Annotated in this window: 21 protein-coding genes; 15 read left to right on the forward strand and 6 right to left on the reverse strand. The window is 46.5% G+C overall.

The window, feature by feature from the left end; all coding sequences use genetic code 11:
* Positions 1-199 precede the first annotated feature (199 nt).
* Positions 200-1,414: a DUF763 domain-containing protein gene (locus A3860_RS00820; protein WP_081144633.1), complete on the forward strand. Its 1,215-nt coding sequence runs from the start codon at positions 200-202 to the stop codon at positions 1,412-1,414.
* Positions 1,415-1,519: 105 nt separating this feature from the next.
* On the opposite strand, the gene A3860_RS00825 is transcribed toward A3860_RS00820, so the two are convergent.
* Positions 1,520-2,845 (reverse strand): DEAD/DEAH box helicase, encoded by a 1,326-nt coding sequence (locus A3860_RS00825; protein WP_245843442.1) that lies wholly within the window; start codon positions 2,843-2,845, stop codon positions 1,520-1,522.
* Between the two features lie 69 nt (positions 2,846-2,914).
* On the opposite strand from A3860_RS00825, the gene A3860_RS00830 reads away from it, so the two are divergent.
* Positions 2,915-3,109, forward strand: coding sequence for a hypothetical protein (locus A3860_RS00830; protein ID WP_081144634.1), 195 nt, complete (start codon positions 2,915-2,917; stop codon positions 3,107-3,109).
* A 103-nt stretch (positions 3,110-3,212) separates the two neighbouring features.
* Positions 3,213-3,998: a DNA-formamidopyrimidine glycosylase family protein gene (locus A3860_RS00835; RefSeq protein WP_081144635.1), complete on the forward strand. Its 786-nt coding sequence runs from the start codon at positions 3,213-3,215 to the stop codon at positions 3,996-3,998.
* Between the two features lie 27 nt (positions 3,999-4,025).
* On the opposite strand, the gene A3860_RS00840 is transcribed toward A3860_RS00835, so the two are convergent.
* The 5 genes from A3860_RS00840 to A3860_RS00860 all read right to left on the reverse strand — a co-directional run bounded on the left by A3860_RS00840 (position 4,026) and on the right by A3860_RS00860 (position 12,402).
* Positions 4,026-5,252 (reverse strand): ABC transporter permease, encoded by a 1,227-nt coding sequence (locus tag A3860_RS00840; RefSeq protein WP_081144636.1) that lies wholly within the window; start codon positions 5,250-5,252, stop codon positions 4,026-4,028.
* Positions 5,253-5,263: 11 nt separating this feature from the next.
* Positions 5,264-6,013, reverse strand: coding sequence for an ABC transporter ATP-binding protein (locus A3860_RS00845; protein ID WP_081144637.1), 750 nt, complete (start codon positions 6,011-6,013; stop codon positions 5,264-5,266).
* Between the two features lie 27 nt (positions 6,014-6,040).
* Positions 6,041-7,363 (reverse strand): efflux RND transporter periplasmic adaptor subunit, encoded by a 1,323-nt coding sequence (locus A3860_RS00850; protein ID WP_081144638.1) that lies wholly within the window; start codon positions 7,361-7,363, stop codon positions 6,041-6,043.
* Between the two features lie 26 nt (positions 7,364-7,389).
* Positions 7,390-8,721, reverse strand: a complete 1,332-nt coding sequence (locus A3860_RS00855) for a TolC family protein (protein ID WP_081144639.1) — start codon at positions 8,719-8,721, stop codon at positions 7,390-7,392.
* A 318-nt stretch (positions 8,722-9,039) separates the two neighbouring features.
* Positions 9,040-12,402 (reverse strand): methylmalonyl-CoA mutase family protein, encoded by a 3,363-nt coding sequence (locus tag A3860_RS00860; protein WP_081144640.1) that lies wholly within the window; start codon positions 12,400-12,402, stop codon positions 9,040-9,042.
* A 185-nt stretch (positions 12,403-12,587) separates the two neighbouring features.
* On the opposite strand from A3860_RS00860, the gene A3860_RS00865 reads away from it, so the two are divergent.
* The 12 genes from A3860_RS00865 (at position 12,588) to treF (ending at position 25,835) form a co-directional block, all read left to right on the forward strand.
* The gene (locus A3860_RS00865; protein ID WP_081144641.1) at positions 12,588-13,445 is read left to right on the forward strand and encodes a fumarylacetoacetate hydrolase family protein; all 858 of its coding nucleotides are present in this window, start codon (positions 12,588-12,590) and stop codon (positions 13,443-13,445) included.
* Positions 13,446-13,547: 102 nt separating this feature from the next.
* A complete protein-coding gene (locus A3860_RS00870; protein ID WP_081144642.1) occupies positions 13,548-13,880 on the forward strand; it encodes an L-rhamnose mutarotase in 333 nt (110 codons plus the stop codon).
* Between the two features lie 21 nt (positions 13,881-13,901).
* A complete protein-coding gene (locus A3860_RS00875) occupies positions 13,902-14,798 on the forward strand; it encodes an amidohydrolase family protein (protein ID WP_081144643.1) in 897 nt (298 codons plus the stop codon).
* Between the two features lie 5 nt (positions 14,799-14,803).
* Complete coding sequence (locus A3860_RS00880; RefSeq protein WP_081144644.1) at positions 14,804-15,586, forward strand: SDR family oxidoreductase; 783 nt, start codon at positions 14,804-14,806, stop codon at positions 15,584-15,586.
* Between the two features lie 44 nt (positions 15,587-15,630).
* The gene (gene fucP, locus A3860_RS00885) at positions 15,631-16,908 is read left to right on the forward strand and encodes an L-fucose:H+ symporter permease (protein WP_081144645.1); all 1,278 of its coding nucleotides are present in this window, start codon (positions 15,631-15,633) and stop codon (positions 16,906-16,908) included.
* A gap of 23 nt (positions 16,909-16,931) precedes the next feature.
* On the forward strand, positions 16,932-17,702 hold the full coding sequence (locus A3860_RS00890; protein WP_081144646.1) for an SDR family NAD(P)-dependent oxidoreductase: 771 nt from the start codon (positions 16,932-16,934) through the stop codon (positions 17,700-17,702).
* A 623-nt stretch (positions 17,703-18,325) separates the two neighbouring features.
* Positions 18,326-18,874, forward strand: coding sequence for a hypothetical protein (locus tag A3860_RS00895; protein ID WP_081144647.1), 549 nt, complete (start codon positions 18,326-18,328; stop codon positions 18,872-18,874).
* Between the two features lie 76 nt (positions 18,875-18,950).
* Positions 18,951-20,288: a vanadium-dependent haloperoxidase gene (locus A3860_RS00900; RefSeq protein WP_081144648.1), complete on the forward strand. Its 1,338-nt coding sequence runs from the start codon at positions 18,951-18,953 to the stop codon at positions 20,286-20,288.
* Positions 20,289-20,323: 35 nt separating this feature from the next.
* Positions 20,324-21,412, forward strand: coding sequence for a transporter (locus A3860_RS00905; RefSeq protein ID WP_081144649.1), 1,089 nt, complete (start codon positions 20,324-20,326; stop codon positions 21,410-21,412).
* 26 nt (positions 21,413-21,438) lie between these two features.
* On the forward strand, positions 21,439-22,404 hold the full coding sequence (locus A3860_RS00910; protein ID WP_081144650.1) for a transporter: 966 nt from the start codon (positions 21,439-21,441) through the stop codon (positions 22,402-22,404).
* Positions 22,401-23,957 carry a vanadium-dependent haloperoxidase gene (locus A3860_RS00915; RefSeq protein ID WP_081144651.1) on the forward strand — a complete coding sequence of 519 codons (1,557 nt, stop codon included), beginning with the start codon at positions 22,401-22,403 and terminating at the stop codon, positions 23,955-23,957. The genes A3860_RS00910 and A3860_RS00915 overlap by 4 nt, the downstream gene beginning before the upstream one ends.
* A gap of 300 nt (positions 23,958-24,257) precedes the next feature.
* Positions 24,258-25,835 (forward strand): alpha,alpha-trehalase TreF, encoded by a 1,578-nt coding sequence (gene treF, locus A3860_RS00920; protein ID WP_081144652.1) that lies wholly within the window; start codon positions 24,258-24,260, stop codon positions 25,833-25,835.
* Positions 25,836-25,851: the final 16 nt, after the last annotated feature.

A 25,851-nucleotide genomic window follows, 5' to 3' on the forward strand; every position in this document is an offset into this window, starting at 1 on the left:
TTTAAACTGTAAAATGCAAAATTCCCCGAAGGTCAAGCAGGCTGATTCTCTTCTGGGCTCCCGAAGGTCGATGCATTTGCTTCGCGTAAGTATTATTCTCGCTCTACACCATACGACCGGCGCATTCACCATTGCCCATTTCTTCCAGGCTGTGCAAAATTAGCAAATTTAGTATTTATTTACTAATTTTGTTAGTACTATGAAACGCTCCGGCACAGCCGATCTTCCCCTGCATTATGGCGCTGTTCCACCCTGGCTGGCAGAACGCATGGCCAAATTGGGCCTGGCTGTAACAGAGGTGATCCTGATGGAATATGGAAAAGCCGATTACATCAAAAGGCTGAGCGATCCCTGCTGGTTCCAAAGCCTTGGCGCCGTAATGGGTATGGATTGGCATTCATCGGGCATTACCACTTCAGTACTGGGCGCGTTGAAAAAAGCTATCAATCCGCTTTCAAAAGAACTGGGCATTTACATTTGTGGTGGAAAGGGAAAACATTCCCGCCAAACCCCTAATGAACTAATGGCCATTGGTGAACAAACCGGCCTCAATGCCCAACAATTGGTGCATTGCAGCAAACTCAGCGCAAAAGTAGATAACACCGCTATTCAGGATGGCTTTCAATTATACCTGCACAGCTTTATTGTAAGCAATGAAGGAGAATGGACAGTGATTCAACAAGGCCTCAATGATAATACCGGTACCGCGCGGCGTTACCACTGGCATTCACAACAACTGCAATCATTCGTAAATGAGCCGCATACTGCCATCTGCGGATTGAAACCGGGTAATATTTTAAACCTTGTCGATAAAGATGCAGCCGCTGCCCGCTCAGGTATCTTGACGGTATCAAAAGAATCTCCTGCTTATCTTTTACCCGAAATACAACAACTTATTTTACCGGCCCATCACGATGTGCGGGCTAAAGATGTTGACCTGAAACGGCTGGGCGCCATGTTGTGGGTAACACATGAAAAAAAGCCGGCTGATTTTGAAGAATTATTAATGCTCGAAGGCATGGGGCCTCGCACCCTGCAATCACTGGCATTGGTAAGCGAAGTAATTCATGGCACGGCTTCCCGGTTCAAAGATCCTGCACGCTTTGCTTTTGCGCATGGCGGTAAAGATGGTCATCCCTTTCCGGTTCCAACCAAAGTATATGATGAAACCATCAGTACGCTGCAACGGGCAGTAGAAAAGGCAAAGATTGGACAAAGCGATAAACTGCAGGCCATTAAAAAATTAACAGAGCTGGCGCAAAGGGCCGAAGAAGATTTTATTCCCAATAATAATTTTGAACAACTGATAGAAAAGGAGCGCAATGAATCCTGGCAATATGGCGGGAGAACAGTGATGGGGAAAGCGAAGCCGCCGGCAAAACGATCCAAAGGAGTACAGTTAAGGCTTTTTTGAGTAATGGAATTAGCTGCAGGTGTCACATTACCCAGATACCGGTAGCAACGACGTTCACGCTTCTCATTCTTTACTTCTAATTTCTAACTTTCATCTCCTGTTCTCTTACGCCTTATTTCCCCGGGGCCTGCCATTATTCGATTTTCCTTTATGATAATGTCTTCTGTTACCGCCGCCCTTACCTTTCGACCGAAGTTGCGGCTGGTATTCAGGCGTGCTGCCAAATTCTTCGGGCACTTTGGCCTTTTCAACCGGCTTGCCAATAAGCTTCTCAATGATCGCAAAGCGATTTTGCTCGGGCTGGCTCACAAGCGTAAACGCCATACCATCGGCTTCGGCCCGTGCCGTACGGCCTATGCGGTGTACATAATCTTCCGCATCGCGGGGTACATCGAAATTAATGACCAGGTCAATGGTATCAATATCAATACCCCGGCTCAAAATATCGGTTGCCACGAGAATGGGTATTCGTCCGCTCGTAAAGCCATTCAATACATTTTCGCGTTGCGCCTGCTCCAGGTCACTGTGTATTTCGGCAATATTAAACTTGGCGCGTTCCAATTCACGTGAAAGTGATTTTACACTTTGTTTGCGGCTGCAAAAGATGAGCGCGCTTTTAAAGGGAACGTTCTTTAAAATATCTTTTAGCAAAGGCAGCTTTTGCGGCTCATATACCACAAAGGCTTTTTGCACGATCTTTTCAGGTGGTTTAGAGATAGCAATATTGACCTCAACCGGATCGGTAAGGATTTTCCTTGCCAGCTGCCTGATCTTTTCGGGCATGGTAGCCGAGAATAACAGGGTTTGTCTTTTGGCCGGCAGGGTAGCAATGATCTTGTTGATATCATCAGAAAAACCCATATCAAGCATGCGGTCGGCCTCATCCAGCACCAGGAACTGCAATTGTTTCCATTGCACATAGCCCATATTCAGGTGGGCGATCATGCGGCCTGGTGTACAAATGACAATATCGGTACCGGTTTGCAAGGCTTTCTTTTCTGTGATAAAGTTACTGCCGTCGTTTCCGCCATATACCGCAATTGAGCTCAGATTGGTGAAGTACGACAACCCTTCAAGGTGCTGGGCGATCTGTATGGCCAACTCACGGGTAGGCACAATCACCAGGGCACCTACCTGTCCCTCAATGCGATGGCTCAGCAGCCGGTGGATCAGGGGCAATAAAAAAGCGGCTGTTTTACCAGTGCCCGTTTGGGCGGAAGCAATAATATCTTTACCGGCCAGTATAGGCGGTATTACCTGCTCCTGTACGGGGGTGGCATTTTCGTAATTGGAGGCTTCAATGCCTTCTAATAGGTCAGGGTGTAAACCGAATTCTGTAAAGCGCAAGATGAAATGATATTTAGGTGTTTGCGGAGCATAGTCCTCTGCAGATAAAATAATATTATAGCAAATATAATGGAATTTGGCCATGTAAATCAATAATGTATAAACGGGCTTCCCCGGCACACCCTTTGCCATATTGTATTCTAAAGTAATGTTATGGAAAAACGTGTTCTGGGTATGATACTCGCACTCGTTGGCGTTGTGGGACTTATATTAGCCGGTATCAACTTTATAAACGGCGGGGCCAGTACGCATAACGTAAAGCAAATCATTCTGTACGGTGTGCTGGGCGCCATCTTTTTCTTTGCCGGTGTTGGCCTCATCCGCAATACGCGCGATAGAGCAACCTAAACAGAAATGTAGAATTCTGTACTCAGTGGCGCCATCTCAAATAAGCGGCTATCACCTCTTTCCCTGCGTAAAATCATATCAATCATAAATAGCCGTATTGTATATGCCCGATGGGCCAAGCATCGTCATTTTAAAAGAAGCAGTTCAACTGTTTAAAGGCAGGAAGGTGCTGTCTGCAACCGGAAATTCTACTATTATTGATAAAGAAAGACTGATCAATCAAAAAGTGACCGGCTTTAAAAGCTGGGGTAAACATTTTCTGATCTGTTTTCCCAAATTTACCCTGCGTATTCATTTCCTGTTATTCGGTTCTTACAGCATTAATGAACAAACCAAAAAGAATCCCCGGCTTCATCTTCATTTCAGCAATGGCGACCTGTATTTTTATGCCTGCTCGATCAGGATGATCGAAGAAGACCTGGACCTTGTATACGACTGGAGCGGCGATGTACTTAATGAAAACTGGGATCCCCGCAAAGCAAGAAAAAAAGGGAAAGCACAACCCGATCAGCTGGTATGCGATGCGTTATTAGACCAGAACATATTTGCCGGGGTAGGAAATATTATCAAGAACGAAGTGCTGTTTCGCATAAAGGTTCATCCAGAGAATACCATTCAATCGCTTCCACCGCGCAAACTCACCGAACTCATCAATGAAGCCCGTAATTACAGCTATGATTTTCTGGAGTGGAAAAAAGCCTTTGTGCTTAAAAAGCACTGGCTGATCCACACCAAAAAAACCTGCCCGCGTTGTAACATCCCTGTTATAAAAAAGTATTTAGGTAAAACCAATCGCCGCACGTTCTATTGCGAGAACTGCCAGGTGCTTTATAATCCGGTTAAAAAGCCCGCAAAGAAAAAAGCCAGGAAGAAAGACCTCAGCGTATAGGTTTCCTTTCTTGCTTCCGGCCTCACATTACTCGTACCGCAATGCGTCAATAGGATCTAACCGCGATGCTTTTTGTGCCGGGTAATATCCGAAGAATACACCTGTTATGGCACAAACCATGAACGACAGCATGATCGATGAGCGCGATACCAGCGTGGGCCACGATAAAAACAATGTTACCAACCGCGAAGCGGTTATACCAAGCACAACGCCAATGATGCCACCTGTGATACTGATCAGTATCGCTTCTATCAAAAACTGGAAGAGAATATCCACACCCCGGGCGCCGATGCTCATCCGCAACCCTATCTCCTTGGTACGTTCTGTTACCGATACATACATGATGTTCATGATACCAATACCACCCACAACCAGTGAAATACCGGCTATGGCTGCCAGTAATACGGTCAACAGCTCGCTGGTTGAACTGAAGGTACTGATGAGCTCAGCCTGCGTACGCACCAGAAAATCATCGTCATCTGTTGCTTTTAATTTATGCGAAGCCCGCAAAATATCGGTAACCTCGGCCGTTGCCAAAGCGCTGCTGCTCTCATTCACTGCCGAGGCATATATATTCTGAATGTAAGGGATGGCGAGTATCCTTTTTTGCACGGTGGTATATGGTGCTATGACAATATCGTCCTGGTCCTGGCCGAATGCGTTCTCCCCTTTTTCACTTAATACGCCAATGACCTTGAAAGGGATCTTATTGAAACGGATGATCTTACCCACCGGGTCTTCACCAGCACCAAAAATGTTTTCCACTACTGTTTGTCCTATTAAACATACTTTATCGGCAGTATTCACATGGTCCTGGGTAAATGCAATGCCGTCTTTCAACGGCCAGTTGCGGATGGTTAAATACTGCGGACTAACGCCCTGTATGGTAGTGGGCCAGTTCAGGGCGCCATTGATAACCTGTCCCCTTGACTGTACTGCTGGCGATACGGCAGTTATATAAGTTGCCTGTTTTTGTATGGCTTTTATATCATCGAGGGTAAGCGATTGCAGGCTCGATGCATCTAACCGGGCGCCGCCGCCAACTGTTTGATTGCTGTTGGGCCGTATGGTGATCATATTTGAGCCCATGCTGCTTAGCTGGTCCTGGATGCTTTGTTTTGATCCTTGCCCTATAGCCACCATGGCGATCACCGCCGCCACACCAATGATAATGCCCAGCATGGTTAAAAAGGCGCGCAGCTTGTTCCGCTGTAATGCCCGTAACGCAATTCGTATGAGATTTAAAAGTTTCATGTGTTGTTCTTTTAATAATCTGCTGCCACCGGCAATGAAGCCAGCATTTCCCGGGCAGAACGTACCTGCTGGTTTTGACTATCCTTTATCACTTCACCATCTCTCAGGGTTATTGTTCTGCTGCTGAAGGCAGCGATATCTGGTTCATGCGTAACAAATACGATCGTTTTGCCCTGTTGCTGATTCAACTCCTGCAGCAGGGCCATTATTTCGTAAGAAGTACGCGTATCGAGGTTACCGGTAGCTTCATCGGCCAGTATCATCACCGGTTCATTTACCAGGGCGCGGGCAATGGCCACGCGCTGCTGTTGACCGCCCGATAACTGGTTAGGCAAATGATCGATCCTGTCGCCCAATTTTACTGCCTGCAGGGCTTTCACCGCTCTTTCGTGCCGTTGTTTCGATGATACGGCTGAATTGTACAACAGGGGCAATTCCACGTTCTCCAATGCAGAAGTACGCGCCAACAGGTTATAGGACTGGAATACAAATCCAATTTTATGATTGCGCAGCACCGCCAGTTCATTGCGCGATAGCTTTCCAACATCAACCCCATCGAGCAGGTAAGTGCCCTCGCTGGGTTTATCTAAACAACCCAGTATATTCAGCATGGTAGTTTTGCCCGAACCACTGCTACCCATGATCGTTACAAATTCGCCGGGCTCTACATCGAACGAAACGCCTTTCAATGCCCGCACCGTTTCAACACCCATCCTGAATTCGCGTTTCAGATCACGTATCGATACTATCTTGTTTGCCATGTTTACAACTTTTTCATTCTTCAATGTTTATTGCCTTCCACCGCCACCACTCCTATTGCCACCACTACTACCGCCGCCCCCACGTCTTGCCGGCATAAACGGACTTTTTGCGGTTCCCGATGATCCTTTTGATGAATTATCTGCCGAATGTGAACCAGATACCACCACATCGTCAACACTTAAACCCGATAACACCTGTATATAGGTATCATCAGTGAGGCCTATCTTTATTCGTCTGTGGGTAAGCGTGCTGTCTTTCGTCACCCATACCATGGCTGTTTTTTCCGATGCATCGGTTTGCCGGGCATCTTTCCGGCCTTTACGGTTTACACTGGCACTATCTTTTGGCGATGCGCTGCCAATACGCATGGAGCCATCTTTTTGTCCGCCGCTTTTATACCGGCCGCCTTCTATAGTATATTTTTTATAAAGGGTAGAATCGGGCCACCACCGCGTAGCTTTTGCAGAAACAAGTAATGCATTTTGTATCTCCTGTGTAAATACGGTAATATTGGCGGTCATACCGGGTTTCAGTTTCATATCATCATTCGGCGCATCGATGATGGTTGAATAGGTGACCACATTCGAGGATACACTGGGCCGCAACCGCACATCCTTCACATGGCCTTCAAATGTATTATCCGGAAAAGCATCTACACTAAAAGTTACCCGCTGCCCGTTCTTCACATTACCAATATCGGCTTCATCTACGGCTGCCTGTACCTGCATTTTGGTAAGGTCTTTGGCTATCACAAACAAGGTGGGTGTATTTAAACTGGATGCCACGGTTTGTCCCACACTTACATTCCTTGATAAAACCGTTCCGTTGATAGGCGAGTAAATATTTGCATAGAAGAGATTTTGTTGTGCGGCCTTTAATTGCGCGGCAATACTGTTTACATTGTCCTGCGCCGCATTGTATTGATTAAGCGCCGTTTCATAATCGGCCCGGCTGATAGCGCCCACATCGAGCAATTGCTTTTGCCGGTTGTAATTGCTTTTCGTATAATCGAGATTAGCTTTTGCCTGCCGCAGGTTAGCGCTGATCTGGTCACGCTGCGCCGTTAAAATGGTTTTATCTATTTCGGCTATCAGCTGACCCTTTTTCACCTTGTCATTGAAATCAACATACACCTTGCTGATGGTGCCCGACACCTGTGTACCCACCGATACAGTATCAACCGGTTGAACAGTGCCGGTGGCGGTAACGCTGGTGGCAATAAACCCGTAATGCGGTTGTTCTGTTTCCAACACTATGGGCTTTTCATTTTCCTTGAATTTCCAGAACCAGATGCCAACACCGGCAGCAATGATGATGAGCGCCCAAATGATCCATTTATATCTTTTCATGTTACTTCATTTATAATTATCCGTAATTATAGCGTTACAGGTACCCCTGTATAAAACTCATAGATCTTTTTATTTAAAATGTTATTGTACTTGGCCTGCACATAGGCTTGCAGGGCCTGAACGTACAGGTTCTTTTGCGTAAGCAGATCAATGGTATTTAACGCCCCCAACCGTAATTGCTCATTGGTGATCTTATAACTTTCCTGGTTGATCTTCCATTGTGATTCTGCTGAGGTTAACTGCGCCTGTGCATTCAACACCGCTATATACGCCTGCTCAACCGCCTGATCGAGCGTGGTCTTTGTTCCCTGCAGCGACAACTTCGCCTGTTCTATCTGTATCTTCGACCGTTCAACATTGCTTTTATTAACACGGTTGGCAAAAATGGGAACAGACACAGTTACACCTAACCGTTGATAAAAGTTATTGTTGATCTGAGAAAAGTATTTAAGGTCATTGTTATCTGAATAGCCACTTGATAATCCCGCCCCCAGGCTCACGGTTGGCAAGGCGCCGGCCCTTGACTTCTCCAACCCTACCTGTGCCGATTGTACCCCCAGCTCGCCGATCTTTACTTCGGGTCTTGTATTGGCTGCAGCATTTTCTGCTTCAGGTAAAGCCACAACAGCCTCATTGGTCACCAGCGTATCGGGCTGTACAATATCAAAACTTACTGATGATGGCAGTTGCAATATTTGTTTCAGCGTAATGAGATCCGTGCGGTGCGCATTCATAGCCGTGGTAAGGTTATACTGATCGTTGGCCAGCGTGGCCTCCAGTTGCAGGTAATCCTTACGGGCCAAACTGCCGGCATCAAAGCGTTGTTTGCCCAATGCCAGTTGCGACTGTGAAGTATTCACCAATTCCTTCAGGTAAACTATATTCTCTTTTTGCAATAAAATATTCAAATAAGCTTGTGTTATCTGCAGGGTAATATCATTCTCTGCCTGTTGCACACTTAAATTGGAACTCTCCAGCAGAATACCTTTCTGTTTTACATCGTTGTTGAGGTAACCGCCATTGAAAATGGTCCAGTTTGAACTGAGGCCATAATTCCCCGATGCCTTTGCCTGGGTTTGAAAGCCACCCACCACCGGGTTGGCATTGTTACTGTTCACCACCGACTGGCTAAGCGTACCGGTTAAATTGGGCAGTTTGGCTGCTCTTGACTGCAACAGGTCCTGCTCACTGCTACGGGCATCCCAGCGGAGGTTCTTTATAGTGATGTTATTCTTTTTCGCATAATCCAAACAAGTTTGCAGATCCCATTTCAAAGGTGCCGATAAAGAATCCTGTGCATATATGGCAGCAGACGCTCCCCCGCAAAGGCTTGCTATTAGTAGAAAATATTTCAGCATACTCTTTATATTTATATCAATGTGATCCCACACTGATATTTGAAGTTTTTAGAAGAGGTTTCCGGTGGATAGTTAAAAGGTTTACCAATGGCTTAACAATTCATTTATCGCGGGTTCCAATTGCACTGATAAACGGCCTGGCACCAGGATAAATGGAATAACATAGTATGCCATGCTTAAAAAGCATGGCATATCCAATCAGTTAATTAGAATGAGGAAATATTTCCGCACCTGATACAAGTTATACCAATCAATTATCAAACTGGTTGATACTGATCAGCTACAAGTGGGATATTTATCAGTATTAGAAGGTATGTATTACATGTTTCGCCGGTATTGGCCCCCCACTTCAAACAGGGCATGGGTAATTTGCCCTAAGGAACAATACTTTACAGTTTCCATCAATTCCTCAAAAATATTCCCATTATTGATGGCAACTTTCTTAAGCCGGGTCAGCATGTCGGCCGACCTGTCTTCATTCCGTTTCCAGAATGCTTGCAGGTTCTGTATCTGTTGTTCTTTTTCTTCGGTAGTGCTGCGAATGACTTCGCCGGGTAAAACGGTAGGACTACCTTTCTTATTCAAAAATGAATTCACCCCAATTATGGGTAATTCTCCATTGTGTTTGAGGCTTTCATAATACAGGCTTTCTTCCTGTATCTTATTACGTTGATACATCCGCTCCATAGCACCAAGCACGCCGCCGCGTTCGGTAATACGGTCAAACTCGGCAAGCACTGCTTCTTCAACCAGGTCGGTCATTTCTTCAATCAGGAACGAACCCTGTATAAAGTTCTCGGTTTTGGCGCTGCCCAGTTCGCGGTTAATGATGAGCTGAATGGCCATGGCCCGGCGAACACTTTCCTCGGTTGGTGTGGTGATCGCTTCATCATAGGCGTTTGTATGTAAGCTGTTACAATTGTCGTAAATGGCGTATAATGCCTGCAGGGTGGTACGAATGTCGTTGAAATCAATTTCCTGTGCATGCAGGCTGCGCCCTGAAGTTTGAATATGATATTTTAACTTCTGGCTGCGGTCATTGCCCTTGTATTTATATTTCATGGCCTTGGCCCAAATGCGCCGCGCCACCCGGCCGATCACACTGTATTCAGCATCCATACCATTGCTGAAGAAGAAGGAAAGGTTTGGCGCAAACTCATCAATATGCATACCCCGGCTCAAATAATATTCTACATAGGTAAACCCATTGGCCAGGGTAAATGCCAGTTGCGTAATGGGATTGGCGCCCGCTTCTGCAATATGATAACCGCTGATACTTACGCTGTAAAAGTTGCGGACTTTCTGTTGTATAAAATATTCCTGCACATCGCCCATCAGCTTTAAGGCAAACTCGGTGCTGAAGATACAGGTGTTCTGCGCCTGGTCTTCTTTCAATATATCGGCCTGAACCGTACCGCGCACCTGCGCCAATGCTTCGGCTTTTATTCTTTCATAAATTTCTATAGGTAAAACCTCTTCTCCGGAAAAACCCAATAATTTCAAACCCAATCCATTATTGCCATCGGGCAGTCGTTCCGGCGCTGAAGGATTGAAGTAAGAAGGCCTGGGAAGATGTTTGAACTTTTCCTCCATTTTCTCATTGACCATTGACCATTGCCCGTTGCCCTCTATATATTTCTCGCATTCCTGATCAATAGCCGCATTCATAAAGAACGCCAGTATGATGGGGGCCGGACCATTAATGGTCATACTAACAGAGGTTTTGGCATCGCAGAGATCAAAACCGCTGTATAATTTTTTGGCATCATCCACCGTGGCGATGCTTACACCGCTGTTCCCAACTTTTCCATATATGTCGGGTCTGTGAGCAGGGTCTTCGCCATACAGGGTCACACTGTCAAATGCAGTTGACAGGCGCCGCGCCGGCTGATCGAGTGATACGTAGTGAAAGCGCTTATTGGTACGCTCGGGTCCGCCTTCGCCGGCAAACATCCGCGTAGGATCTTCCCCTTCGCGTTTTAAAGGAAACACCCCGGCCGTGTAAGGATATTCACCCGGAATATTTTCCTGCAATTGCCATTGCAGAATATCGCCCCAGTCGTTATACTTTGGCAGCACCACTTTCGGTATTCTGGTACCACTGAGCGAGCGGGTGGTCATGGCTTGTTTAAACACTTTATCGCGCACCTGGTATTCAAAGAAGTCAGCTTTATATTTGGTTACCAGTGCAGGCCATTGTTCAATCAGCTTCCTGCACTCAGGATGTAATTTTTCTTCCAGCGTTTTTTTAATAGCGGCCAGCTCATTCGTAACTGCGGCAGATAAAGTCGTAGTAGCTGCCAGCGTTCCCTGCACCTGGTAAAGCTGCGTGGCCAGGGCGCATTGTTCTTTCACCCATACATCGTATCCGCGGTTGCTATCAGCGATCTCCGACAGGTAACGCACCCGTTTGGGCGGAATGATCTGTGATTTGGTTGTGGTGTCTTTTAAATGAGCATGCACTTCTACGTGCCCAAACTCAACGCCTGTTTTTGTTTTAAGGGTAACCATTATTTTTTCGAACAGCTCATTAATACCCGCATCGTTGAACTGGGCGGCAATGGTGCCAATAACAGGCAGTTCTTCGTCTTTGGCCGTCCATAAACCATGATTACGCTTAAACTGTTTACGCACATCGTGCAAGGCATCGAGGGCGCCGCTTTTATCGAATTTATTAATAGCGATCACATCGGCATAGTCGAGCATATTGATCTTCTCCAGTTGCGAAGCCGCTCCATATTCAGGCGTCATCACATACAGGCTTATATCGCAATAGTCCAGAATGCTGACATCGCTTTGTCCCACCCCGGCCGATTCCAGGATGATAAGATCAAAAGCCGCCTCCTTACACACATCAATGGCTTCCTGCACATGTTCACTCAATGCCACATCGCTGTCGCGGGTAGCCAGTGAACGCATGTAGGCCCGGGGCGAATGAATGCTGTTCATGCGAATGCGGTCGCCCAGCAATGCCCCACCCGTTTTCTTTTTGGAAGGGTCAACAGAAATAACCGCGATCGTTTTTTCAGGAAATGCGTTGAGGTAACGCCTTACTATTTCATCGGTGACAGATGATTTACCGGCGCCGCCGGTGCCGGTTATCCCCAACACCGGTATGCTGGCTTTCGATTTGGTAACCGGTGTTGTCCCATTCACCTTATTTTCTGCATTGGAAATAGCGCGGGAGATCTTGCGAATATCTTTCCACTCGCCCAGCTTCATTCCATTTTTAAAATTGGCCGGGTCGCCATTTACCGGGTAATCGCATTGTTGTATCACCTCTTCAATCATCCCTTCCAGTCCCATTCTTCGGCCATCATCGGGACTGTAAATACGGGTGATGCCATAATTATGCAGTTCAGTGATCTCCTGGGGCAAAATGGTTCCACCCCCGCCCCCGAATATTTTAATATGACCGCACCCGTTCTCGTCGAGCAGGTCCTTCATGTATTTGAAGAACTCCACATGCCCGCCCTGGTAGCTGGTAATGGCAATACCCTGGGCATCTTCTTCAATGGCACATTCTACAATTTCGGCTACCGACCGGTTATGGCCTAAATGAATGATCTCGGCTCCCTTCGACTGTAAAATGCGCCGCATAATATTAATAGCAGCATCATGACCATCGAACAGGGAGGCGGCAGTAACTATTCTAACTTTATTAACTGGCGTATAACTCATAATATGCAAGCATTACAAAATCGGCCTAAAGTTAGTTCAAAAAAGCTAATGCTTGTTAGTATTGTGTTTACCCTGCTTCTAAAATTGAATAATATGCCAAACTTCCGGGAACGATTCCGAAATTTTTCGTTTGGTTTGCAGTGAAAATGAAATAGTTTCGACTCTCAAAAAATTATACAGGTAAAATGAAACTTATACGTTTTGGAAAATCAGGACAGGAAAAGCCTGGCGTTGAATTACCCGATGGAAAAAGAATTGATACCAGTGCTTTTGGAGAAGATTACACCGAGCAGTTTTTCACCAATGATGGTATTGCCCGATTAGCAGCCTGGTTAAAAACAAACCAGTCAACCTGCCCGGCCGTTGATGCCAGCGAGCGTTTGGGAGCACCTTTGGCGCGCCCTTCAAAGATCGTGTGTATTGGCTTGAATTACGTTGACCATGCCAAAGAAACCAATGCGGCGATCCCCACCGAACCCATTATATTTTTTAAATCTACCACAGCGATGACCGGTCCTAACGACCCGGTGGTGATCCCGAAGAACAGTACAAAAACCGATTGGGAAGTGGAGCTGGCTGTAGTGATCGGTAAAAAAGCTTCTTACGTTGACCAAAAAGATGCCAACAACTATATAGCAGGTTACATGCTGCACAATGATTTCAGCGAACGTGCTTTTCAGTTGGAGCGTAATGGCCAGTGGGTAAAAGGCAAAAGCTGCGACACGTTTGCACCGCTGGGACCCTGGCTGGCTACCCCCGATGAAATTGCCGATATCCATAATGTACGTTTGTGGCTTACTGTAAACGGTAAAATGATGCAGGATGGCAATACCAGCAACCTCATTTTTAACATCCCGTTCCTGATCTCTTACGTGAGCCAGTTCATGACCCTGCTTCCGGGCGATATTATCAGCACCGGTACACCCGCAGGTGTTGGCTTAGGTCAGAAGCCTGAACCGGTTTATTTAAAACCCGGCGATATTGTAGAGTTGGGTATTGACGGTTTGGGTAGCAGCAAGCAGGTTGCTGTTGCTTATAAATAAGTTCTATGTTCCCGGTTCTTTGTTCCTGATAAAACGTGAGGATCGAAAAAATAGCGAATTCCGGATTGAAGAACTTAGAACTAAAAACTTAAAAACTTAAAAATGCAACGATATTGTCTTGCCCTGGATCTGAAAGACGATCCGAAAATAATAGCAGACTACGAGCGCTATCACCAACAGGTATGGCCCGAGATCATACAGAGCATTCAATCGGCCGGCATTACGTTGCTGGATATCTACCGCACTGGCAACCGTTTATTCATGATCATGGAAGTCAATGATCAGTATTCACATGCAGAAAAAGCAAAGGCTGATGCCGCCAATCCCAAAGTGCAGGAGTGGGAAACCCTTATGTGGAAGTTCCAGCAGGCGCTTCCCTGGGCCAAACCCGGTGAAAAATGGGTATTGATGGAAAAGATCTTCGAACTGCCGTGAAACACGTAAATATCATTACACATGAATATGAAAAAATATTACGATGCTGCCTTCTCCGATGACCCTGGTGGTTCTTCCGAGCGGCGCACTGCTGTGATCGATGCACATGCCCACTTCTGGAAATACGATAAAAAAACCTACGACTGGATAGATAATTCCATGAAGACCTTGCAGCAGGATTATTTACCTGAGCACCTGTCGCTGGTGGCAAGAAGGAATAATGTTGATGGCGTAGTGGCGGTACAGGCAACACAAACAGAACTGGAAACCCATTTCCTGATTGAGCTGGCCAAAACACATTCCATCATCAAAGGCGTTGTAGGCTGGATCGATCTGCAGGCCGAAAATATTGAAGAACGCCTGCGCTATTTTTCGCAGTATCCCATTATTAAAGGATACCGCCACGTAGTGCAGGGCGAACCAGGTGATTTTCTGTACCGCGAAAATTTCCGCCGCGGTGTGGCCGCTTTACAGGCATACAACTATACGTACGATATTCTCATCTATCATCACCAGTTGCAGCCGGCAATTGATTTTGTAAAGGCAATGCCTGCCGGTATGCCGTTTGTGATTGACCATTGCGCCAAACCCGATATTCGCCATAAAAACATTGACGAATGGAGAAGGCTGATGAAAGAAATAGCCACATTCCCCAATGTAAACTGTAAGCTCTCGGGCCTGTTCACCGAAGCGGCCTGGAAAGAATGGAGCGCGGCTGATTTCTATCCATACCTCGATGTGGTGTTTGAAGCCTTTGGACCAAACAGGTTATTGTTCGGCAGCGACTGGCCCGTAATGTTGCTCAGCGGCATTTATATACAATGGAAAAGTTTGCTGGAGAAATACATGGAGAATTATACACCGGAAGACAGGGAAAAAGTATTTGGCCTTAATGCCATTCAATTTTATAATTTATAACTAACATGGATTTACATCTCACCAACAAAGTATTTATTGTTACCGGAGGTGCCAAGGGAATTGGTGCGGCCATATGTAGTTCAATTGCTGCCGAGGGCGGTATTGTAGTGATTGCAGGAAGAAAGAAAGAAGATAACCAGGCCAAAGTAGATGAAATTATAAAAGCAAAAGGAAAAGCAACCAGCATAGCAGTAGAACTGGCCGAAGCCACTGCCTGTAAAGAAGTGATCGATTTTACAGTAAAAGAATTCGGCCGCATTGACGGGCTCATCAATAATGCAGGCGTAAACGACGGCGTAGGATTGGAAAGCGGTTCTCCCGAAAAATTCTTTCAGTCGCTGCAAAAGAACCTGAGCCATTTTTATAACCTGGCGCATTATGCCCTGCCTTATCTGAAACAAACAAAAGGCAATATCATTAATATAGGTTCCAAAGTAGCCGACACGGGTCAGGGTAATACCTCGGGCTATGCAGCTTCTAAAGGAGCCATCAACGCCCTTACCCGTGAGTGGGCCGTTGAATTATTACCCCATTCTATTCGGGTAAATACCGTGATCCCTGCCGAAGTATGGACACCATTGTATGAGAACTGGATCAACTCATTACCGAACCCGAAAGAAAAACTGGCGCAGATCGTTTCCAAAATACCATTTGAGAAGCGTTTCACTACATCAGAAGAGATCGCCGATATGACGGTTTTCCTGCTGAGCAACCGCTCGAGCCATACCACCGGACAGATCATTTATGTAGATGGCGGCTACACACATCTTGACCGGTCATTGACTTAATATTGAATAACATCCAACAACAATAAACATAAATTCCCGATTGCATGGCCCTACCAACATCGACCAACACAACCCTGAATCAAAACAAGACAAAAGGCTATCTGTTCCCTTTTATATTAGTGACCAGCCTGTTCTTCTTTTGGGGTTTCGTGCATAATCTGGACCCGATCTTAATACCGCACCTGCGAAAAGCTTTTACGCTAAGTTATTTGCAATCATCACTCGTTGATTCAGCGGTATTCATTGCCTATTTTGCCATGGCATTGCCCGCCGGGTTTGTAATGAGAAAGTATGGTTATAAATCAGGGATCATTTTGGGATTATTGCTATTTGGTACAGGCTCCTTATTATTTATACCTGCGGCCGATACCAGAGTGTACGCTTTATTTTTAGGTGCCCTGTTTGTCATTGCCAGCGGACTTACCTTTCTGGAAACGGCTGCCAATCCCTATGCTTCGCTGTTGGGGCCCAAAGAATCCTCCACACAACGGTTAAACCTGGCGCAATCATTTAACGGACTGGCTGTTGTACTGGCCCCTGTAATCGGTGGCAAATTCATATTATCAGGAACCAATTTAACTGATGCTCAAAAAGCGGCCATGTCGCCACAGGCGCTTGATGCCTATCTGGCTTCAGAAGCAGCCACGGTAAAAGGACCCTATTTAATTCTGGGCGCCATCATCCTGGTGGTGGCATTGATCTTTGCATTTACAAAGCTCCCCGAAATAAAGGAAGAAGAAGGTAAGCCATCAAGCTTCGCTCATGCAACCCGCCACAAACATTTAATATGGGCCGTAGTTGCGCAATTCTTTTATGTGGGCGCACAGGTTTGTGTTACCAGCTTCTTTATCAATATAGCGGTGAAAGCTGCTCACATTGATGAAAAAACGGCTGCGAATTACCTGGGATATGGATATGGGGTCGCCTTCATGGTTGGCCGGTTTGCAGGCACCTTCTTTATGAAATATATCAGTCCCAATAAACTGCTGGTGATTTATTCAGCAATAAATATTGTTTTAGCTGCCATTGCCATTGTGAGCACCGGCATGATAACGGTATATGCACTTATTGGTGTTGGGTTCTTTATGTCGATCATGTTCCCGACTATTTTCGCGCTGGGCATACAGGGTTTGGGCGCCGACACCAAATTAGGTTCAAGCCTTATTATTATGTCAATTGTAGGTGGCGCCTTAATACCACTTGGCATGGGCCGCATTGCCGATATTACCCACAATATTCAAAACGGATATATCATTCCATTGATCTGTTTTATTGTGGTATTATTTTTTGGTTGGAAAGGTTATAAAGTAAAAACAGTTTAACATATCAACTTATCTTCGCACGCATGTTTAGACTCGATAATAAAACAGCCATCATTACCGGTGGCGGAAGCGGTATAGGAAAAGCTATTGCCACTGTATTTGCAAAACAGGGCGCTGCCGTTCATATTCTCGATATGGATGAGCAGGGCGCTAACAATGTAGTAAAAGAAATTACTACAGATGGGGGCAAAGCACAGTTCTACAAATGTGATGTATCAAAACAGGCCGAAGTAAAACAAATAGTCGACGGCATTGCAGCCAGCGGTTCCATCGATATCCTCGTGAACAATGCGGGCATTGCACACATCGGCACTGCCGATACCACTGCCGAAACCGATTTCGACCGGTTAATGAGCGTGAACGTTAAAGGCGTATACAATTGTTTACATACCGTACTGCCGCATATGAAACAGAACGGCGGCTCTATTGTGAACATGGCCTCTATTGCCTCACTGGTTGGTATACCCGACCGTTTTGCTTATTCCATGACCAAGGGCGCCGTAGTAGGTATGACCTTATCAGTTGCCAAGGATTACCTGAAATACAATATTCGTTGTAACTGTATTTCACCGGCCCGTGTGCATACCCCTTTTGTAGATGGCTTCCTGGCTAAGAACTATCCGGGCAAGGAAGAGGAAATGTTTGAAAAGCTGTCGAAGACCCAGCCTATTGGCCGTATGGGCAAACCCGAAGAGATCGGGTACCTGGCGCTGTACCTGTGCTCAAATGAGGCCTCTTTTATCACCGGCTGCGATTACCCCATCGACGGTGGTTTTGTGAAATTGAACAACTAAGTAATAATATTTCAATACGTTATAAAGCGTTCCGGGGTTTCGGAACGCTTTTTTTGTTATAACAGATCTAACCGGTTCTTTACCTATTCTTTACCTCCTGGTTACTGCTGCGTTTCGTAACCAATTGATTTCTATGATCAACAAAATCATTTCTTTACCCCTGGTTACCTATTCTTTACCTCCCGCCTGGGTATCCTTCTCTTTTTCTTTACCCTTTCATTACCCCGTCTTCTCCTTTTCATTACCCCCTGGTTGGCTTTTCTTCTCCCTTCTTCAGGTACCCTTTATTTTAGGGTAATATTGCCTTTACCTTTTCATTTCCTTTTTATTACCTAAGGGGTAAACAAAAGGTTAACCTAATATTACCACAATACGACCACAACCAAACCACAACCTAACCGGAGTATTGTTCAGTGACGCCAAAGTTCCCATTACTTCATCTGCCTTTTATTTAATGCCACACTTTTTTGATTACAAACTCACCGTTAGCATGCACTTATAGTTATCGACTGATACTGCTACTGCATTCATAACCAAAACAACAGCTAAAATATTTTGGCTTACAGCATTTTCATACCCCGAATTGTCTTATTTTGTGGTAACTCAAAGCGATTGCCTCTTAGATGAAACGGGCTGCTGCCATATTGCTGCTTCTCATCTTCCTGTTTAACTGGTTTGGATATCGGCTGCTATCCGATTATCTTCAACACCGGGCCGATACCCGGCTGGAATCACAACTCGATCAGAACCAATACAATGAAGCCAACCTCATAGAGATCCGCATTCCCCTCAACATGCCTTACCAGAATGTTTCTTCCGATTTTGAACGGTACGATGGCGAAATTGAATACAACGGAATACATTATAAATATGTAAAGCGTAAAGTTGCCAATGGCGAACTGGTGCTTTTGTGTTTACCCAACGAAAACCGGATGCGGTTGCAAAACGCCCGCGATGAATTCTTCAAGCTGGTGAACGATCTGCAGAATGCGCCCACCAAAAGCCCGGCGCCTGCCCACACCGTAAAGAGCCCGGTAACTGAATACTGGCAACAACAAAATAACTGGCATTTTGAAGCATTGGCTGCACAGCAGCACCATTACACCTCCTATGCGGCGGTTATTCCCTCTTCACCACCCACTACAACACCGGCACAGCCTCCCGAGGGTTAGTTCCATCAATTTTTATGGGAAAGTTATAGCCTGTCATTCATGTAATTTTTGATTCAATCATAATTGAAACACAATCATGCGTGCATTTTTGTTTGCTATCATTATGGTAGGCGCAGTCGCCTGTACACAACGCGCTGCCGATTACCAGCAAGTACTTCATGATCCTGTTCTGTATAGTAAAATAACCGGTGAGCTCACCGATGTTATTACCTATGATATTTTTACGCCGCCCGTAGCGAGCCGCATTTATGCTTACTCACACCTGGCTGCTTTTGAAACCATGGCGCGGGGCGATAGCAGTTATACATCGCTGAAGGGTCAGCTGAAAGGTTTTGCCGAAGTGCCCAGTCCCGAAGCCGGCAAAGCGATCGATTATCCATATGCCGCCCTGCTGGCATTTATGGAAGTGGGCAGAACGCTGACCTTCTCAAAAGACATGACCGATAAAATTGTTGACTCGCTGAAAATGCTGGCCAAAGATCATGGAATGCCTGCCGACATGAAGCAAAACTCCGAAGCCTATGGCGTAGCTGTTGCCAAAGCCATACTGGCCTGGAGCAAGAAAGACAATTATGCACAAACCCGTTCGGCGGCCAAATACACAGTGCCCAACGACGAAGGCAAATGGGTGCCAACCCCACCCGGCTATTTCCAGGCCGTAGAACCGCAATGGAAAACCATTCGCACCATTGCCCTCGACAGCTGCAACCAGTTTGCCCCGCCGCCACCCTGCGCATTTGGCAAAGACTCCACCTGCCCTTTTTACAAAATGACCAAACAGGTACTGGATACCGGTATTAATTTAACTGAAGAACAAAAAGCCATCGCCAGCTTCTGGGATTGCAATGGTTTTAAACTAAACGTAGTGGGGCATACGATGTATGCTACCAAGGCTATGACACCAGGCGGCCACTGGATGGGCATTACCGGCATCATTTGCCAGAACGAGCAAGCCAACTTCAATAAAACCGTGTACACCTATACTGCAGTTTCCTTTGGGTTAATGGATGCATTTATCGCCTGCTGGGATGCCAAATACACGTTTAACCTGGTGCGCCCCGAAACAGTGATCAACAAGTACATCGATGCCAACTGGAAACCTTTTCTGCAAACACCGCCTTTTCCGGAATATACCAGCGGCCACTCCATTATTTCAACTGCCGCTGCAACCATACTGGAACATATATATGGACAGCAAACTGCGTTCAGAGACAGTACTGAACGCCCCTGGGGCTTTCCCGACCGAACCTTTAATTCACCCCGGCAAGCCGCTGATGAAGCCGGCATAAGCCGCTTCTATGGTGGTATTCACTACCGGCCTTCTATAATTGTAGCCCGCGAACAGGGCGAAAAAGTGGGCAACTATGTGTTATCAAAGCTTAATATGAGAAAAGAACAGCTCGCCAGTAAATAACATTAAAACATCCAACCACACCAAAACAAACTATTATGAAGAAGATTGTTATTGCATCGGTTCTTTACCTTTTACTGTCGCACCAGGCGCAATCACAGGGCTGTGTAGCTATAAGAAGCACTGGTGGCTTTTGCACCCGCGACCAGGCCACGCAACACGACAACAACAACTGGATGCTGTCGGTCAGCAACCGGTATTTTAAATCGTTCCGCCATTTTGTTGGAACCGAAGAACAGAAACAACGCCTCGAACAGGGCACCGAAGTAATTAACTATGCATATACGTTGGACCTTACACTTTTCCGCAATCTCAAAAATGGCTGGTCAATCGGCCTTGACGTTCCCATTATTTCCAATACCCGCTCCTCGTTGTATGAGCATGGTGGCGGTACTGAGGAGAGCGCCCGGCATTCAACCAAGGCTTTCGGCATCGGCGATGTACGCGTAGCAGTGTATAAATGGCTGTTCGACCAAAGCAAAATGCCCAAGGGCAACATACAGGTGGGTTTGGGTCTCAAACTGCCAACCGGCGATTACCGGTACCAGGACTATTTTATAAAAAATGATTCTACCAAAATATTAGGTCCGGTCGATCAATCGATACAGTTAGGTGATGGCGGAACCGGATTTACCTTCGAAATGAATGCTTATTATAATTTCATTCCGCAATTCGGGGTTTATACGAACTTCTATTACCTGCTTAATCCCCGCGAACAAAATGGCGTATCAACCGCCCGGGGTGGAACCGTATCTTCCGATGCATTAAAATATGGCACCGCAGTAATGAGCGTGCCCGACCAATATATGATACGCGCCGGCGCCAGCGCCAGTATTGAAAAATTCACGCTTTCAGGCGGTATGCGCATGGAATGCCAGCCATCGAAAGACCTCGTTGGAGGCAGCAGTGGTTTCCGCCGGCCGGGTTATATTATTTCGCTTGAACCGGGCGTGAACTATCAGTTCAAAAAAGCTACTTTATATGCCTATGTTCCATACGCTGTTAAACGGAACCGCACGCAAAGCAATGCCGATAAATTAAAAACAGCAGCCACCGGGGTTCATGCCCAGGGTGATGCCGCTTTTGCCGATTACCTGGTAAATATTGGTTGCACCTTTAAATTTTAACCGCAACGCGCAAAACCAACCTGTTTATGATACAATTCTGGAAGGCCTGCCGGCAATCTTGCCTGTTAATTACGTTCCTTATTCTGGTTCTGGCGCCCGCTATGGCCCAAACAGATATCGACGGCATTATGATGAAGAAAAACAACTTGTGCATTGGACCCATGTTTGGCTATAGCAGCTGGAAGCATTATTGGGAGGGAACGCTGAAAAGAGAGAACCTGAACCTCGGCACCGTTTCTACACACATGTACAGCGTGATGGGTGTTTTTGGCATAAGTGATAAATTGAATGTCCTGTTCGACGTGCCTTACGTAACTACCAAGGCATCTGCAGGCACTCTGCATGGCCAAAAGGGCATTCAGGATGCTTCGTTATGGGTAAAATACATGGCATTCGATAAAACGATCGGTAAAGGCGATCTGTCGCTGTACGCATTGGCCGGCGCATCGGTGCCGCTTTCGAATTATGTAGCCGACTTTCTGCCACTTTCTATCGGTTTACACAGCAAAACCTTTTCATTAAGGGCCATGGGCGATTACCAGCTGGGTAAATTCTTTGTTACCGCATCGGGTACCTATATATACAGAAGCAATATAAAGATCGACCGCGATGCCTATTACACCACCGAAATGCATTATACCAACGAGGTATCAATGCCCGATGTGCTCACTTTCAACATACGAACCGGCTATAGGCATAACAATGTAGTTGCCGAAGCTTTTCTCGATAACCAAACCACCCTCGGTGGTTTTGATATAACGCGCAACAACATGCCGTTTCCCAGCAATAAAATGAATGCGACAAGGCTGGGTACCTGGTTGAAATATGAATTGAACGTACCGCGGGGGCTCTCTTTAATCGCTACGGGTAATTATGTTATTGCCGGGCGCAATGTGGGGCAGTCAACCAGCATAAGCGGCGGTTTGTTCTATATACTTGATTTCAATAAAAAGAAACCAGCATCTTCATCGCTTCAACAACAAACCAAATGAAAAAATTATTATACCCGGCAATTGCACTGCTGGTCATCGCCTCAGCCGTTGTACCTTTTGCCTGCTCAAAAAGCATAAGCGGCCGTACAGATGATGCGCCCGCATTGCAACCCGATAAAACCGATATTGATGCCGGCAGCTGGAAACCCATTCTGCTCACATCAGCCAGTGAATTTGCCGTCGCCGCGCCTGTTGCTACCACCACACCGGAATATATCGCGCAAATGAATGAGATCAAAAGCTGGCAGGCTTCATTAAGTGATGATGAAAAGAACATCGTAAAATACTGGAGCGCCGGAGCCATATTGCGCTGGAACGAGATCTTGCGGCAGCTGGTTGCCAAACATAACCTGCCGCCTTACCAAAACGATGACGGCACCTATCCTTTCCCCAGCGCCAATAACCCGCTGGCTTATCCGCAATTCCCGTTTGCAAACCCGCCTTATGCCGCCCGTGCCTATGCCTATGTAAGCGCTGCACAGTACGATGCACTGGTAGCAGCGTTCTATTATAAAAAATTATACAACCGGCCGGCGCCCTATAAAGTAGATGCAACTATCAATGTATTGATACCAACATCAGACCTGCCCTCCTATCCGTCGGAAGATGCGGTGGTTGAAGGCGCCGCTGTGGAAATGTTGAAGCTGTTGTTTCCCGGCGACCAGGATTACATTCAGCAAAAAGCCGAAGAACATAAACGGGCCCGCATTATTGCCGGCGCCAATGTACGCAGTGATATAGAAGCCGGTGAAGCGCTGGGTAAAGCAGTGGCCCAAAAATTTGTGACCCGCGCCCGCGGCGACCGCGCTGGGGCAGCAGCAGGCACACAAACCGACTGGACCAAACTGGAAACCGATTGTATAGCCAAAGGTGAAACACCCTGGTACAGCCTGGAAACGCCCAAACGCCCACCCATGTTGCCGATGTTCGGAAAAGTGAAAGCCTTTCTGTTCGATTCATTAACTGCCATTTCATTACGACCCGGCCCGCCACCGCTTACTGCCAGCAGCAAAATGAAAGATGAAACCGAGGAAATATATAACCTTACCAAGGACGATTCACGTGAACATTACCGTATTGTGCATTTCTGGGCCGATGGCGTAGGCACTTCTACCCCACCCGGTCATTGGGATGCTATTGCGGCTGAAGATTTTATTAAAAAGAATTACAGCGAGGTGCGCTGGGCCCGCAATATGGCCTTGCTGAACATGTCGCTGATGGATGCCGCCATTGTATGCTGGGATACTAAATACTATTATTTCAATCCGCGGCCTTCGCAAATGAACCCTAAAATAAAAACCCTTACCGGTGTTCCCAATTTCCCATCATACGTTTCAGGCCATTCCACTTTTAGCGGTGCTGCCGCCACTATTTTGTCGTACATCGTTCCCGAGCGGGCAAGCGCCTATGCCGCCATGGCGCAGGAAGCCTCTTTATCGCGGATGCTGGCCGGTATACATTACCGCGCCGATTGTGAAACCGGTCTTGATTGTGGGAAGCATGTGGGCGATTATGCTGTGCAACGCGCTAAAACCGATGGCGCGGGCAACTAAAATATAATTAATCAAATAGCGGTAAAGTCATCTCTTTCGAGAACCAGAGCACGATAGCCAACAAACAATATTTCACTAAAAGGCCAACCTTTTACCCCGACCCCGGCATTTGGTCATCTGATGGCCGTGAAGGGTACATAACGGTGGATTGCCGGTTCTAAGGGATCACCTTTGTTTTTGAGAGCATAAATAGTAAGTCAAACGTACCGTCCCGATTTCCATTGGGACGGTTTTTTATTTTATAACTACTTACTACATTTGATTCTGGAACAACCACAGGTAACTTAAACGAAGTAAGGAATGAAAAAATTGATGCTGTGCCTGCTGATCAGCTGGCAGTTTGTTTACACGATTGCGCAGCCGCCGGCTACTCCTGATAAAATTTATGGCGAATTATTCCGTGATGTGCAGTTAAGCAAGGTATTCCCCGATGGAAAAACATTTGTTGACTGCATACCGAAAAGAAATCCCAAAAATATTGTCACCGATTACCTGCAGCAGAAAGGCACGGCCAAATTCGATCTGAAACAATTTGTTCAGAACAATTTTGAAATGCCGCCGCCCCCGCCGCAGCTCAATTACATTATGCAGGAAAAAGATGTTACCAAACACATAAAAAACCTGTGGGGCAACCTGCGCCGTGAGCCCGATACCGTTGTTATAGGAAGTTCATTACTGGCATTGCCCAACCCGTATATTGTGCCCGGTGGCCGCTTCAGGGAAGTGTACTATTGGGATTCCTATTTTACCATGCTTGGCCTGCGGGCAAGCGGTGAAGGCGAAATGATCGAAAACATGGTAAAGAACTTTGCCTGGATGATCGACATTTATGGGCACATTCCCAACGGTAACCGAACCTATTACCTCAGCCGCTCGCAACCGCCCTTCTTTGCCCTGATGGTTGAATTACTGGCCGAGATCAAAAACGACAGTACCTACCTAACGTTTATGCCTGCGCTGGAAAAGGAATACGAATTCTGGATGGAAGGCGCCGCAAAATTAAAAACGGGCCAGGCCGTCAGGCGGGTAGTTAAATTAAACGATACCCTGGTGTTGAACCGCTACTGGGACGATTATCCTTTTCCCCGCCAGGAAAGCTATAAAGAAGATGTGGAAACAGCCCAAAGATCGGGCCGGGATAAAAAGGAAATGTATACCAACCTGCGCGCCGGCGCCGAAAGCGGCATCGATTACAGCAGCCGCTGGTTCAAAGACAAAAAGAACCTTACCTCCATCAACGTTACCAACATGGTGCCGGTTGACCTGAACAGTTTATTATATGTGTTGGAAACCGTGCTGGCAAAGGCCAAGTTCATAGTCCATGATGCCCAGGCTTCGGCCGACTATACACGCAAAGCCGAAAGAAGAAGAATTGCCATTGATAAATACTGCTGGAACAAGACCCTGAAATATTATACAGATTTTAATTTCAAAACCCGCAAACCATCTGATGTGGTAACGCCCGCCGGTATGTACCCGTTCTGCGTGTTCACCAAACAGCTTGACTATATGAGCCTGCTTGCCCGCCAGGCCGCCGAACAGGTAAAAACAAAATTATTACAGCCCGGTGGTATTACGGCTTCTCCCTTTACAACCGGACAGCAATGGGATGCCCCCAATGGCTGGGCGCCCCTTGAATGGATGACCATTTGGGGACTCGACCGCTGCGGCCAGCGCGAACTGGCACGCGATATTGCAGAACGCTGGATCAAACTGAATGTTGATGTATATAAACGCACCGGCAAACTCATGGAAAAATACAATGTGGTTGACCTGAACCTCGAAGCAGGCGGTGGCGAATATCCCGGTCAGGATGGTTTCGGCTGGACGAACGGGGTGCTGCTGGCCCTGATCAATAAGTTCGGGATGCCGAAGTAATGCAGAGGGGAAAACA

The organism is Niastella vici (assembly GCF_002077945.1).
Lineage (GTDB): Bacteria > Bacteroidota > Bacteroidia > Chitinophagales > Chitinophagaceae > Niastella > Niastella vici.